This is a genomic window from Rheinheimera sp. B2H12 (assembly GCF_059620065.1).
Genome location: NZ_CM184363.1, coordinates 3,006,181 through 3,021,006 on the forward strand (window position 1 = coordinate 3,006,181; position 14,826 = coordinate 3,021,006).

The 14,826-nt window shown below is 47.8% G+C and carries 9 protein-coding genes and 1 pseudogene; all 10 read right to left on the minus strand.

Annotated elements, in window-relative coordinates; translation table 11 throughout:
- Positions 1-12: 12 nt before the first annotated feature.
- Positions 13-2,379, minus strand: a pseudogene (locus tag AC53GJ_RS12985) (methyl-accepting chemotaxis protein); the annotation flags it as partial.
- A 277-nt stretch (positions 2,380-2,656) separates the two neighbouring features.
- A complete protein-coding gene (locus tag AC53GJ_RS12990) occupies positions 2,657-3,796 on the minus strand; it encodes a response regulator (protein ID WP_496728163.1) in 1,140 nt (379 codons plus the stop codon).
- 208 nt (positions 3,797-4,004) lie between these two features.
- Positions 4,005-7,139, minus strand: a complete 3,135-nt coding sequence (locus AC53GJ_RS12995; protein ID WP_496728164.1) for a hybrid sensor histidine kinase/response regulator — start codon at positions 7,137-7,139, stop codon at positions 4,005-4,007.
- Positions 7,140-7,218: 79 nt separating this feature from the next.
- Positions 7,219-8,262 carry a protein-glutamate methylesterase/protein-glutamine glutaminase gene (locus tag AC53GJ_RS13000; protein ID WP_496728166.1) on the minus strand — a complete coding sequence of 348 codons (1,044 nt, stop codon included), beginning with the start codon at positions 8,260-8,262 and terminating at the stop codon, positions 7,219-7,221.
- A complete protein-coding gene (cheD, locus tag AC53GJ_RS13005) occupies positions 8,255-8,884 on the minus strand; it encodes a chemoreceptor glutamine deamidase CheD (protein ID WP_496728167.1) in 630 nt (209 codons plus the stop codon). The genes AC53GJ_RS13000 and cheD overlap by 8 nt, the downstream gene beginning before the upstream one ends.
- On the minus strand, positions 8,884-9,705 hold the full coding sequence (locus AC53GJ_RS13010) for a CheR family methyltransferase (protein ID WP_496728168.1): 822 nt from the start codon (positions 9,703-9,705) through the stop codon (positions 8,884-8,886). The genes cheD and AC53GJ_RS13010 overlap by 1 nt, the downstream gene beginning before the upstream one ends.
- 14 nt (positions 9,706-9,719) lie before the next feature.
- Entirely contained in the window at positions 9,720-12,074 is a 2,355-nt protein-coding gene (locus tag AC53GJ_RS13015; protein WP_496728169.1) for a methyl-accepting chemotaxis protein, read from the minus strand.
- On the minus strand, positions 12,071-12,580 hold the full coding sequence (locus tag AC53GJ_RS13020; RefSeq protein WP_496728170.1) for a chemotaxis protein CheW: 510 nt from the start codon (positions 12,578-12,580) through the stop codon (positions 12,071-12,073). Before AC53GJ_RS13020 ends, AC53GJ_RS13015 begins: the two co-directional genes overlap by 4 nt.
- A complete protein-coding gene (locus AC53GJ_RS13025) occupies positions 12,577-14,418 on the minus strand; it encodes a chemotaxis protein CheA (RefSeq protein WP_496728172.1) in 1,842 nt (613 codons plus the stop codon). The genes AC53GJ_RS13020 and AC53GJ_RS13025 overlap by 4 nt, the downstream gene beginning before the upstream one ends.
- A 28-nt stretch (positions 14,419-14,446) precedes the next feature.
- Complete coding sequence (locus AC53GJ_RS13030) at positions 14,447-14,812, minus strand: response regulator (protein WP_496728174.1); 366 nt, start codon at positions 14,810-14,812, stop codon at positions 14,447-14,449.
- Positions 14,813-14,826 lie beyond the last annotated feature (14 nt).

The window sequence follows — 14,826 nt, forward strand, 5'->3', positions numbered from 1 at the left end:
GCCCAGCAATTTCTACTGCGATGGCGAAGGTAAACCACGGCCACTAGCCTTTTGCAACAATGTTTGTACTGGTTTAGTACTCTGAGCTGTGGTTTTAAACACACTGACCGCATGCATCATGGTTTCGGCTTGATCCCGCAGCGACTCGGTGGCAGCTGCCGCTTCTTCAACCAGCGCCGCATTTTGCTGGGTGACCTGATCCATATGGGTCACCGTCTGGTTTACCTGGGCAATACCAGCACTTTGCTCAATTGAGGCCTGGGTAATTTCACTAATTAACAACCGGACTTTTTCAATGCTGCGTTCAATTTCGGCCATGGTCAGTCCCGCCTGATTGACTTGCTGACTGCCGTGTTCGACCAAACCAACCGAGTTATTAATTAACACTTTGATCTCTTTGGCCGCCACCGCCGAGCGTTGTGCCAACTGACGAACTTCAGTTGCGACCACCGCAAAGCCTCTGCCCTGTTCACCCGCCCGTGCCGCCTCTACTGCTGCATTCAGCGCCAGAATATTGGTCTGGAAGGCGATACCGTCGATGACACTGATAATATCGACAATTTTGCGCGCAGCCTGCTGAATATCGCCCATAGTGTCGACCACTTGGCGTACCACACTGCCGCCTTCTTTGACGATATCCGCCGAAGTCGTCGCCAACTGACTGGCAGCTTTGGCATTTTCGGTATTCTGATGCACTGTGGTCGTCAGTTGCTCAGTACTGGCAGCCGTTTCTTCCAGACTGGCGGCCTGAGATTCAGTGCGGTGCGATAAATCGGCATTCCCCTGAGCAATTTCGGTGCTGACATGGTAGATGGTATGACTGGCACTCTGAATATCACCAACCAGATTTTGCAGGTTATGCACTGTGGTATTCACCGCAGCACTGGTTTCACCAAAAATCCCCGGATAACGGTTGTGAATACTATGCGTCAGGTCGCCATCTGCCAGCGCCGACACCACCCGCATCACATCCCTTAAGCCAGAATCGGTGACCCGCGACAATTGATTCAGGCTTTCGGCTAATTTGAGGGAAAAACCTTGTTTATCTGCGGTGGCAATTTGCACTGAAAAATCCCCCTGTTCAGCCGCAGCCGACACCATCTGATCAACTTCACCAATCACATTGCGTAAGGTAAGCACCGTTTGATTGACACCATGTTTAGTGCGGCCAAAAGTGCCGGGGAAATGTTGCTCGATGGTCTGAGTTAAATCGCCCTGCGCCAGCGCTTCAGAGACCCGCAGAATATGGCTAAACCCATCATCACAGGTCCTGATTAACAAATTCAGGTTTTCCAGCATAGTTCTGAACACAAATTGATGCTGGGTCGGATCTGTTCTGACACTGAAATCACCGGCTGCACCAGCAGCAGATAAACGCTGAATATCATTACTGATGGCCAGCAGCGCTGTTTTCACATCTGCCACCGAATGCGTGATTTGTTGCTTCTCACCGGGTAAATCAGGCATATCATGATCAAAGTTACCCTGCGAATAGTGGCCTATGATAAAAATGGTCTGGTTGATCACATTGATATATTCTTCAATAAGTTCATTGACCTGCTTAGCCATTTCGCCAAAAACCCCTGGATAACGTCCCGCTTCCAGCCGGGCTGTTAATTGTCCGGCGGAATGAAACTGCGTTAATTGCTGCTGAGCCTGCACAAAGTCCTGAATTGAGTTTTGCATTTGTTGCATGGCCAGCATCAATTGACCGGCTTCATCCTGCCGCTCGATGGTGATGATATTATCTAAATTGCCACTCGCTATGTTCTTGGCTATGTGCACAGCGCGGTTTAATGGCACTGAAATGGCACGGATCAGCAGAAAACCTGAAATGGCCGCCAACAATAAACCCACACCAATCAACACCAAGGATGTGTTTCTGACCAAAATATAGCTTTGCTGGGCGCTGGCATATTCAGTTTTAGCGACTGTTAACTGCAGATTAATCAACTCGCCGATTTTAGTGCCTATTGGGTCGATGGTGGCATAGAGCGGCCCATCAAAAGCGTTTAGCTGACCTTTCAAATCACCCGGCTGCTGCTTTAAGAAACTGACTAATTCCGCCACATGCTGATTGGCTGGTTTAAACAGCGCTTGCGCTTGTTGCGCCAGAGTTTGCTCTTGCTCGGTCAGCGTGGTCGACATATATTTTTGCCACTCCACATCGATTTCGTGCGCCGCTGTTTCAACCAGTTCCAGCGCCTCCTGACCAGAAGTTAAACCCGCATTGGCTTTATTCACGGCATCAATGACACTGACGGCATAATGGTCTGAAATGACCTTCAGTTGTTGTAATGGCACAACCCGATCTTCATACACAGTCTTGAGCGCATCATTGACATCAGACAGGGCGTAATTCCCTTTCGCGCCAATCACAATCAATATACTGGCCAGAAAAACGATGGTAATAATCAACCTTGATTTTATTGTAAGCTGCATATCATCCTGCCTCATCCTGCTGCAACTGAGCCTTGTTGGTTTTGCCTGAAATATGTACTGCCGTGACCATAGGTGTAGCTTAAGATGGTTGAAATATCAGGATAGCTGCCTGATTATTTATGCTCTGTGCGATTTAAACCCCAGATCTGTGGTATCTGCCATCATCACAAGGTCATCAAAGCGTCATAGCACGAGCCGCACCTGGAAAAAACATTCAACGCAGCTTTGCCAGTAACATATCAATCACCTGCTTACGCTGTTTTTCTGTTGCTATCGAATCTTCAAACAGCGCTGTCGCAGCTACCATGGAATCCCTGACCACAGTTAATAAGCGTGCTTCTTCATTTTCCAGCAGACTAAACTGGGTGATTTCAGCAATAATGTTGGTCTCCATATCGGCGATAATACGTTCGAACTTTTCCGACAAATTGACATTGCCCTGTTCAATTTCCAGCACCAGATTGGCCAGAATTTTATTCACTGAGGCAATTCGCTGCTGTTTTTCCAGCTCACTTTGGGCGATTAAAATACTGCGACAACGGGCATCAATGCCATTGAGCAACAAACAAACCTGATCTTTCAAAATGCCATAACGTTCTTCATCATCAATTGGCATATTTCTAATCAGTACGGTGAAAAGGTCATAGCTAAAAAAGGAGTATTTTTTCCAGGAAAACAAGCGGCCCTTTGCCCGGGCCGCCAGCATGGATTCAAATTCCAGCTGTGATTTATGTAGATCATCGCGAAAATAAGCCGGTGTATCCTTTAATAAAAACACAATGGTTGATTCAAGCTCAAAATTTCGTAGCGCCGCGAAGGACAAATCGGCCAGTAGCGAAAAATCATCTGCTTGATGGACTTCTTCATGAAAACGCAAAATAGCGCCTAATTCGGATGAGTTTTTCATCGCATCAAAGGCGATTTTCATTGCTGTGGTCGATTGCTCAACCGCATCAGATTGCTGCTGCTTTTGTTCAATTAATTTAGTGATTTTGATAGCAAGCTCATTCAGCCTGACCGGTTTGATCAAATAATCATCCGCCCCTGCGGCGAATGCTTTCATAATGTCTTCGTTATCCATCAAACCTGAGGTAAATAACACCGGCACATTGTCGGTCAGGAAGCCATCTTTGAGTAACTCACAGATTTCATAGCCCGATTTACCGGGCATATTGATATCAAGGATGACGATCGCGACCTTTGACTGACATTGCTGCCGGATCGCGTCAAGTCCCTGCTGCGGATATTTAGAAAAATGACAAAACCGAAAACCTTGCTGACCCAAAAATTCCATCACCAATTGCGCAACGGCCAGTTCGTCTTCGAAATATAACACCAGTAATTGATCTTCCATTGCTTTATCCTTGTTTACGGATCCCACGAATGTGCCCACGAATATCCTCCGCGAACGTACAAAGGCACTGACCAACCCCTCGCCATTCAAAGATAGTCGAAGTACGTCACTATCTGAGGTAAAAGATTGAATATTCTCAGCAAATTTTTAGTCAACTAAAGCTGCCAACTGGGTCACCGATAAACAAGGCTATCGGCAATACCTCACTTCAGCCAAGTGATAACAGGGACGAAACTCGTTGTAACAGTGTGGTCATCGGCACTGGTTTTGCTAAACGCTGTTCATACCATCCCTTTGAATCTTCATCGCAAATCATCGAACTGTCGGCAAAACCACTGATCAGCTGAATTTTTACCGCCGGGAAATCAGCTTTAATTTGCCTGGCCAGCTCTAAGCCATTCATCTGAGGCATCATGATATCCGATAGCAGCAACTGCACCGGCTGTGCTTGCAGCACTGCTAAGGCTTCAATACCACTGTGCGCTTTACACACCTGATAACCGGCCGACTCCAGCAATAATGCATGCATCTCAAGTAACTCTTCCTCATCATCGACCAACAAAATTGCGGCTTTGGTCTGCTGCTGGCGGGGACTTGCGTCCAGGGTTTGCTGCGCTTTAGCCACCCTTTGCTGACGCGCGCTGACAAGCGCCGGCGCAGATACCGCTGTGGGTACTGGGACAGTAGGCAGGTAAATATGAAAACAACTGCCCTGCCCCTCGACTGAATCTACCCTGATGGCACCGCCACAGCGCTGGATCATGCCATAGGCCTGGGCTAAACCCAGTCCGGTGCCCTGTTCACCTTTAGTGGTGAAAAAAGGTTCAAAAATCCTTTTGCGGATTTGTTCTGACATGCCACAACCATCATCGGCAATGGCGATATGGACATACGGATGGTCGGCTAAACCCAACTGTCCAGGTAAATCTGCGGCCTGAGTCAGACAAAGTGAAATGGTCAGGGTGCCATGGCCATTCATGGCATGATTGGCGTTCACCGCCATATTAATCAGCAAATTATCAAAGGCACTGAGTTCAACCTTGACACCGATAGCTTGAACAGGGACTTGCAGCACTAACACGACCCCAGACGCCACTGATTTTTCCAGCAAAGGCCGCAACGCATTGATGTGCTGTCCCAACTCAATGGCGGTGACATCGCGTGCTTTAGATGAAGAAAAATCCAGCAATTGACTAATCATCAAAGAGGCTCTGTCACTGGCTTCAATGATGGGTAAGGACAATCTGGCAACCTGCTCCCCCTGATGTTGCAACATCTCTGCATAACCACGCACAATGCCTAAAATGTTATTAAAATCATGTGCAATGCTACTGGTCAACTTGCCAACAGCGCCCAATTTTTCGCTATGAAGTAACTGCTCTTGCTGTTTTTTGATCTGACTAAGGTCATGACAACAACCGACAAAACGAAGTTGTTCCTGCTCACCAATCACAGCCAGCGATAACGCCACCGGGAAGTCGTCGCCATTGGCATGCAAAGCTTTTATTTCATAACTGGTGCTCAGTTGCCGCTCAGCCTGCGGCTGCGGTGTGGAACTGGCCTGGCGCAGATAATCCAGGATCTCAGCGGATAACAGGCTTGAAATAGGCTGATGCAATAATTGTTGTCGCTGGTAACCAAACATCCGGCAAGTCGCCGGATTCAGGTCCTGGATCAGTCCGTCGCGGTCCAGTGTGATCACGGCATCTGCTAAACTGGCCAGGGTGGCGGCTATTTCTTCTTGCAGTGCCAGCCGATGCTGCTCAGCAGCTTTAAGTTCAGTCACATCATGCAGTGCGCCAATCCAGCAATTTGCTTCATCTTCATTCGTCATCCGCCGGATATCTTTTAACCAGCGATACTCGCCACGTTGCTCCAGCCAGAATCGGTATTCAACCACCTGGACGGTATCAGGCACACCGGCTATCATCGCGCATGCTTTATCATCCGGATGAATATGTTGTTGCCAGAACAAACCTTCATTCAAAATATCATGCTGGCTCGAGCCTAAAATAGCCTCGCAATTTGGGCTGATATAAGTATATTGATGGAATGGCATTGAAATCATCTGGTAAATAATCACCGGGCTGGAATTGAGCAAAAACTGCATCTGCTGCTCCATTTCCATCATGACCTGTTCCAGCAGCGCGCGTTCAGTGACATCCTGCAAAAAAAATGTGCCGGTGGCTTTCCCTGTTTTAGCAGAATGATTGACCACGCCATTGACACTAAAAGTTTTCGGTTCGCCAGAGCCGATAAAGCAGGCATATCTGACATCTTTCAGATCTTGACCAGTGCTAAATATTTTTTTAAATGGTGACTCGCCAAATTTATTGTTCGCCCAATATTCGGCAGGGATCCGGACATTTTTCATGGCGTTTTTAATATCAAACCACTGTAACACCCTGTTATTGCAATAACTGATGTCTCCCTGCTCGTCGAGTAACAGCACGCCGACGTTACCAACGTTAATAATGCTTTCCAGAATATGCCTGCGTTCGTCAAGAATATCCCGCAGCCTGTACCGCTCTGTCACATCGTGAAAGGTTAAAATATAACTTGTCTGATTAAACAAGTTGCAACTGACCGAGAATAAAAATTGCCGCCGATGATTTTTAATATTTAAAATGTCGGTTTTCTTTTTATTGGACAAGGCACAATGTTGCACCAGGTCGATTAAAGAACGGCTGTTTTCCTGACTAAATACACAGCTCAAACTACGACCCTGGTCATTAAGCAGTTGCTCTAGTGCTTTTGGTAGTTGTTGTGCCAATGATAAAATGTGGCCATCACGCTCAACAATAAGATAGATGTCATCCAAATAAGGTAATATTTCTTGCTGCAGCTGAATTTGACCATTGTTTTGCTGGCGCAACAGCTCGTTTTCATTGCCACTGATATCGGTTGACATACTTTCTGCCAACCATTGCATAAATATTTTTTCATCTGGCAACACAGTTTTTGGTTTTGCACTCATCACACCAAAGCAACCCATAAACCGGCCATTGACTGATGTAATCCGGCAACACATAAAGAATTTGATCATCTGTTCAGAAGCCGCACTGAAAATACCCTGAAATGGTTTTTTCACTAGCTGGTCAGTCAACAAAATTTCTGCACCATTGATCAATTGTTCAATTAAGGCATCCGGCTTTACAAACTCATAGGATGAAAATTTCATATCCAAAAAAAGGTCGCCACTATCATTTAACAAGATGATAAACATGGCATGTTCAGGGAACAGCTGCTGCAGCAATTGATAGTATTTATGACAAATAGCACCGTCAGCACAATATGGGAAGTTTTCGACGAATCTTGCTGAAGAAAAATCAAATAACTGCATAAGCAACCATCCATATTAAAACATGCATTAAATCCGCGAATAATTGTTGTGAGCCAGCTTGGACATGGTATTCAAAGAATCAAATTCGATACGCTTGCCCCATTAAATTTAATAATTCGATTAAACGGTAACTGATTTCATCTAATGAACATATTTTCTTCACGCAGCCCGTTTTAATGGCCTCTTGCGGCATGCCAAAAATGAGCGAGCTGGCTTCATCCTGGGCTATGGTAAAACCTCCTTGCTCTGCGATACAGCGGATGCCAAAAGCACCATCTTTGCCCATGCCGGTTAAAATGACGGCAATTGCATTGCTGGCAACAGACTCAGCGACCGACTGGAACATGACATCCACCGAAGGTTTGTGGCCCGACACGCGGGGACCATCATCCAGTTTAATCAGGTAATCGGCGCCACTGCGCACCACTTTTAGATGTTGATCACCTGGTGATAAATAAGCATGGCCCGGCACAATTCGCTCCCCGCCTTGCGCTTCCAGCACCCGGATCCGGCATTTTGTATCCAGCCTTTTGGCAAAACTGGTGGTAAAACCTGGCGGCATATGTTGGGTGATGACGATGCCAGGACTATCAACCGGCATTTCAGTGAGCACCGCGCTGATGGCTTCAGTACCGCCGGTGGACGCGCCGATCGCAATGATTTTTTCTGTGGTCTTAAACCGCAGATGCGCAGTAGGTTTGCTGGGCCCTTTGGCAAATTTAGCAAGGTTAACCTGAGCTGCAGCTTTGATTTTATTCACAATGTCCTGGCGGTATTGCTCGATACCCCGGGCAATATCCAGCTTAGGTTTGGCCAGAAAATCAACGGCGCCTAACTCTAATGCCCGCAAGGTAACATCGGCACCTTGTTCAGTCAGACTGGATATCATCACCACAGGTGTTGGCCTGGCTTTCATCAATTTCTCTAAAAAGGTCAGGCCGTCGACCTTTGGCATTTCTACATCGAGCGTGATCACATCTGGACTAAATTGATTGACTAAATCCCGGGCGGCATAGGCATTGCTGGCAGCGCCGACTAAGACAAAATCGGCCTCCTGGCGAACAATCTCGCTGAGTAAACTTCGGATCAGGGCTGAATCATCGACAATAAGCACTTTAATCATCAAATAACTCCACATCATTGTCATGACTACCCACAGGTTTATTGCGCAGCTGCATCCGATAGGCGATTTCGCGATCCAAAATCGTGTTGTTATGCATATTTTTAATTTTCCGGATCAGCACCTGCCCGGTGTCGGGAAAAAAGTAGACTTTTCGCGGATAAACATCGAGCAAGTCCTTTGCAACCACCGGAATTCGTTCCAATTTTAAGTAGTCCAGCACAAACTCTGCGTTACGCTCACCGATGTTGATGGTCGAAAAACCTTTTAACACATTACCGCCACCAAACACTTTTGCTTCCAGTTGCTCTCGTCTGGCACCTAATTTGAGCAAATGGTTAATCAGAATCTCCATGGCATAAGCGCCATAGCGGGCGGACTCGGACAACACATTGTCCTGACAACTGCCATCATTGGGCAGTAAAAAGTGATTCATCCCGGCAATGCCGGAAATACGGTCGCGGATACAGGCTGAAACACAAGACCCTAACACAGTGACAATTAAAGTATCGGACTTGGTGGCAAAATACTCACCCGGCAGAATTTTGATGGCATCACGTGCAAAATGCCGGTCAAAATACCGATTGGGAGCCACATGCATATTCTCAGTATCAAAGGCAATCATCAGCTGGGCTTCGTCAAATTTGGCAGATAAATGGTCTGCCCTGCGGGCTTGACCAGGTGGCTGGCACTGGCAAAATTCTCGGAGTGTCCGGCGACATAAAGTCCGTGCGGCTGCAGCAGGCTGACCAGCCGTTGCAAAATAGCAAGCTGAGTTGATTTATCGAAATAAATCATCACATTACGGCAAAAAATAACATCAATAGGCCCGCGGATCTCCCAGTCAGGTTCCAGTAGATTTAACTGACGAAATTGCACAAGCTGCTGTAATTCTGGGACCACTTTGACCATGCCGGTATTTTTCCCTTTACCGCGATAAAAAAATTGCTGGCAGCGCTGCGCAGAGATGCCGGCAATACGACCAACGTCATACACGCCCTTCTTCGCAGTTTGCAGTACCTGACTATCGATATCAGTCGCAATGATGTGCACCGGCACATCAAAACGGCCATAGGTTTCCGCCACGACCATGGCTATCGAATAAGGCTCTTCCCCGGTACTGCTGGCGGCACACCAGATGGTTTTGGTCTCTGGATGCGCCATTAAAAATCGGGCAAGGATGTCAAAATGATGCGGTTCCCGAAAAAACGATGTCAAATTGGTCGTCAGAGCATTAATAAATTGTTCGGTTTCAACACTGTGTCGTTGCAAATAGTCCAGATACATTTGAAAACTGTTCAGTTGCAGGGTACGGATCCTGCGCGCTAATCTGCTGTAAACCATCGAGTCTTTACTGTCTGCCAGCCGTATCCCTGTCAGTTGATGCAGCATACGCCGCACCGCCTCAAAATCGGCGCGATTAAAACTAAACTCGCGCTCTGCCATCTGCCGCTCCTCGCTCAAAAGCTTTCCCACTCATCTTCATCCGGCGCGGCCGGTTTCAGTGGTTTGCTGGCCGTTTTGGTTACGGGCTTCGAAGCAGGTTTGGCAGCTGTTTTTGTTGCCACTTTCGCAGCTTGGCTACCAGGCTGCTTGGGTTGCATGACAGCTTTAACGGCAGCTTTCACCGGGCCATCATCCAGCGTAAAACGACCCACATTGGCAGCAAGCTGATCAGATTGCGATAACAGACTTTCTGCGGCGGCCGCTGCTTGTTCGACCAGCGCAGCATTTTGCTGGGTCATTTCATCCATCTGAGTGACAGCTTTACTCACTTCATCCAAACCTGCCGATTGCTCGGCAGAAGCTGCCGCAATTTCAGCCATGATGTCATTGACACGTTTAATGGAGATCACGATGTCTTTCATGGTGTTGCCGGATTTACCCACCAACTCATTGCCATTTTTAATTTTATTGACCGAGTCTGAAATCAGCGCTTTGATATCTTTTGCTGCATTGGCTGATCGTTGCGCTAAAGTACGGACCTCAGCAGCAACCACCGCAAAACCCCGGCCTTGTTCTCCCGCTCTGGCTGCTTCAACGGCGGCATTCAGCGCCAAAATATTGGTTTGAAAGGCAATACCGTCAATCACGCCAATGATGTCAGCAATCTTTTGCGCCGATTCATTAATAGCGGCCATGGTGTGCACCACTTGCTCAATTAAAGAGCCGCCTTCCACGGCAACATCAGCAGCTTTGGCGGCCAGGGTATTGGCCTGACGGGCATTATCAGCATTTTGACGCACTGTGCCGGTCAGTTCTTCCATACTGGCCGCAGTCTCTTCCAGACTCGAAGCCTGCTGCTCAGTCCGGCTGGATAAATCAATATTACCTTGGGTGATCTCACTCGACGCTGTATTGATCGAAGTGACAGCAGCACGAATTTCAGCCAGCATTTGTAGCAAATTTGCTGTGGTCTGATTACAGCCATCTTTAAGTGCCCCAAAGCTGCCCTGGTAATCTGCCGTCACTCTTTGCGTTAAATCGCCATGAGCCAGCGCTGCGAGTACGGTATTGATATCATTCAAACCATCTTCAGTGCTGCTCAGTAACTGGTTCAGGCCCTGCGCTAAGCTGAAGAAAAAGTCGGTTTTATGCTGGAGCTGCAAACGTGAGGAGAAATCGCCGGTCGCCGCAGTCTTAATCACCAGGTTTATTTCATTTTCAACCGTCACTTCGCCGGTCCGATCCAACCATTCCAGCACAACGCCGAGACGCTGACCTTGCGGCGAATAAATGGGGTTAGCGACCAATCTAAAATGTAATTTGCCCAGCTCAATATTGCTGATGAAGGTCTCCTGCATGCTTTCTAATCTACTGAGCAACTGCGACTGCTTGCTGAAAAATAGTTCTAGCTGCTGACCTATCAGTTTATCGACAACAAACTGCGGTAACACTTGCCTTAAATCAGAATCCAAACGTTGGAAAGTTCTATGAATTGTTTGATTAATATAAATAATTTTATGCTGATTATCGGCAATCATCACATTGGCCGAGGTGGTATTCAAAGCCCCCAGCAGCCGGCTTAGTTCCTGCTCGGCAGCGACTTCTTTGGTTCTGTCCTGCCATTCAACGACAGAGCCAATACGTTCACCTTTGGGCGTAATAATAGGATTGGCAATTAACCGAAAACTGCGCCCTGCCACTTCAATGTTACCGGTGTAAGTGTCTTTTAACTCGGCGAGTAAACGACGTTGATGGGCGGGATTTTTATGGAAGATATCCATACTGCTGCCAACAATGGTGCTGACTGAAAAATTAGGTAACGCCGTGCGTAAATCAGCTTCCGCCACCCGCAGCATTTTTTCCACGGCTTTATTCATATAAACAATAGTACGCTGCTCGTCCGCCACCATCACATTGGACGAGGTGGCTTCCAGCGCTGTGAGCAGTTGAGCAGTCAGAATGCTTTGCTTTTTAATGTCGGTGATATCCTGCCAGGTAATTGACGTACCCTGCCGGCGTTGCTGCTCGTCAGTTAACGGATTTAACTGCAGTTGAAAAGTTCTGCTCCCGATGACGATATCTTCGGTATGCATGCCGGACAATCTGGCATAGACATTTTGCAACTGGGTGGCATTTTTGTGGAACATATCGACAGAGCTTCCGACCAGCGCCGCCACTGAGAATTGTGGCAGCTCTTTACGCAAATCGGCCATGACCAGCTCAAACAGCTGATGGAGCGCTGTGTTGACATAAACAATAGTACGAGCCGGATCGATGATCATGACGGCAGCATGACTATGCGCCAATGCCATGGCCTGCAATTTTGCCGCAGCATCGCCCTTGAAACCAAACCAGGATTTTATCGTCATGACACCAGCTCCTGCGAAGACGCAGTCGCGTCAAATAAACCAAGTTCGGCACTAGAGATGAGTTTTTCAATATTGAGCAGAATGATCATCTGTTCATTCACTGGCGCTAAACCATGCAAATACTGACTATCAAAGGCAACACCAAACTGGGGTGGCGGTTTGACCTCATCAATACTGATATTGATCACATCCGACACCGCATCGACCACGATGCCAACGATACGCTCGCCGATATGCAGCATAATCACGATAGTAAATTCGTTATAAGTGGCATCTCCCACCGCAAACTTCAGCCGCAGATCAACAATAGGCACAATATCACCACGTAAATTCAGCACACCTTTGATAAAAGCCGGTGCATTGGCTATTTTGGTGACTGGCTCGTAACCCCGAATTTCCTTCACCTGCATGATATCCAGCCCATAATGCTCATCGCCTAAGGCAAAGGTTAAAAATTCAAGGCGTTTGCTGTCAGTCGCGAGTTGCGCTTTTGCTTGATTGTTCATCCTGCATCCTTTAGTCCTGACGTTGGCTGGACCTGGCTGGACAACGACTCCACATCCAGAATGAGTGCCACACTGCCATTGCCCATAATGGTGGCGCCGGCGACCCCTGGCACCCGACGATAATGTTGTTCCAGACTTTTGATCACCACTTGTTGTTGGCCGATTAAATCATCCACCTGCAGCGCAAACCGGGTTTTACTGGTTTCAATCAACACCAGAATGGCATCCTCGGGTGGTAGTTTTGCATCCGCAATGTGCATCACTGCATGCAGTTGCACTATGGGCCAGTAAGCATCACGCAGCTGCAGCATGGACTGATTAGAGATATATTTCAGTTGCTCCGGGGCTGGCTTCACCGACTCAATAATATTGACCAGCGGAACAATAAATAGCTGCTCGGCCACAGCCACCGACATGCCATCTAAGATGGCCAGTGTCAGTGGCAGGCGAATGTGAAAGGAAGAGCCGAAGCCGGCCACAGACTCAATTTCTAACCGTCCGCCCATCGACTCCAGATTGCGTTTAACCACGTCCATACCAACACCACGGCCAGAAACATCGGTAATTTCAGCTGCGGTGGAAAAACCAGGTGCCATAATCAGTTGCCAGACTTGTTGATCGGTCGGATTGGCTGGCAGTTCAATGCCTTGCTGTTCAGCTTTGGCTAAAATTTTCGCTCTATCCAGTCCACCGCCATCATCCAGCACGCTGATCAGAATATTGCCGCCTTTTTGCTCTGCTTTCAGGGTCAGCGTGCCGGTTTGAGCTTTGCCACGCTCTAATCGTGTTGCCGGTATTTCAATGCCATGATCCAGACTGTTGCGGACCAGATGGGTTAAAGGGTCAACCAAACGTTCAATTAACCCTTTGTCGATCTCGGTCTGGCCCCCTTCAATCACCAACGCCACCTGCTTATGCAACTTGTGCGATAAATCCCGCACCACCCGTGGAAAACGGTTGAAGACAAAGGACAAAGGCAACATCCGGATAGACATAATACTTTCCTGCAATTCCCGGGTGTTGCGGGCCAATTCCGTCAAAGCGGTTTGTAACCGCTCCGCCACCGCACCTTCAACTTCTGCCCCTAACAGGTTGAGCATCGATTGGGTGATCACCAATTCACCGGCCAGATTCACCAGATTATCCACTTTGACAATATCCACCCGAATACTGTTGGTTTCAACCGATTCTGGTTTGGCAACAGCCGGCGTTTTGGCCGCTAATGCCGCAACAGCAGCCACGGGTTTAGGCTCAGTGGCTGCTGGTTCTGATGTTGATGCTGGGGCAACTGTTGATGTTTCAGCCGCAGACGGTTCAGGTTCAAAAAAACCAAAAGCCTCGCTGTCAGTATTGACCAGCGGCGTTTTAAAAAAGCCATAACTGTCATCTTCAACTGCGACGGTATCCTGTGCAGTAAAAAAACCAAAACCTTCATCTTCCACTGGAACCGGCTGCAACAAAGCTTCAACCCGCAGGGTGGTTTGCTCCACCCTCGACCAATCCGGCTCAGCCCCTTCACTGTAACCACTTAATAAAGTGCGCAGCGCATCGACGGCTTGCAGTAACTCATCAATCACATGACTGGTAAACAGAAACTGGCCCTGACGGGCTTTGTCAAACAAGTTTTCCATCACATGGGTGACAGAAATTAATGCTTCAAAGCCAAAGATGCCACTCCCCCCTTTGATTGAATGGGCAGCGCGGAAAATGCTGTTCAGTTCTTCAACGTCAGGATGTTCAATCTGCAGGGCCATTAACAAGCGTTCGATATCATCCAAATGTTCCTGGCTTTCTTCAATAAAAACGCCATGAAACTGGCTCATATCTATTGACATCATCTAGCCTTCCATTGACAGATTAAGGATCTCAGGCGAGCACTTTGCCAGTCATTTGCAGTAATTTGGCCGGATCAAATGGCTTCACCATCCAGCCCGTGGCACCTGCAGCCCGTCCTCTGGCTTTCATATCGTCACTGTTTTCTGTGGTTAAAACGACAATCGGGGTGTTGCGGTAATCTGCCAGTTCGCGCAGCGATTTAACCAGCGTCAGGCCATCCATCCTTGGCATATTTTGATCGGTCAGCACAAAATCGTATTGCCCTTGCTGGCACAACTCGAAAGCTTCCTGACCATCCTTCGCGGCGGTGACCTTATACCTGGCTGTCTTTAAGGTCACTTCAACCATTTGCCGGATCGATGCAGAGTCATCAACAATGAGAATATGTTTTGTCATAAGCGTCCTCAACC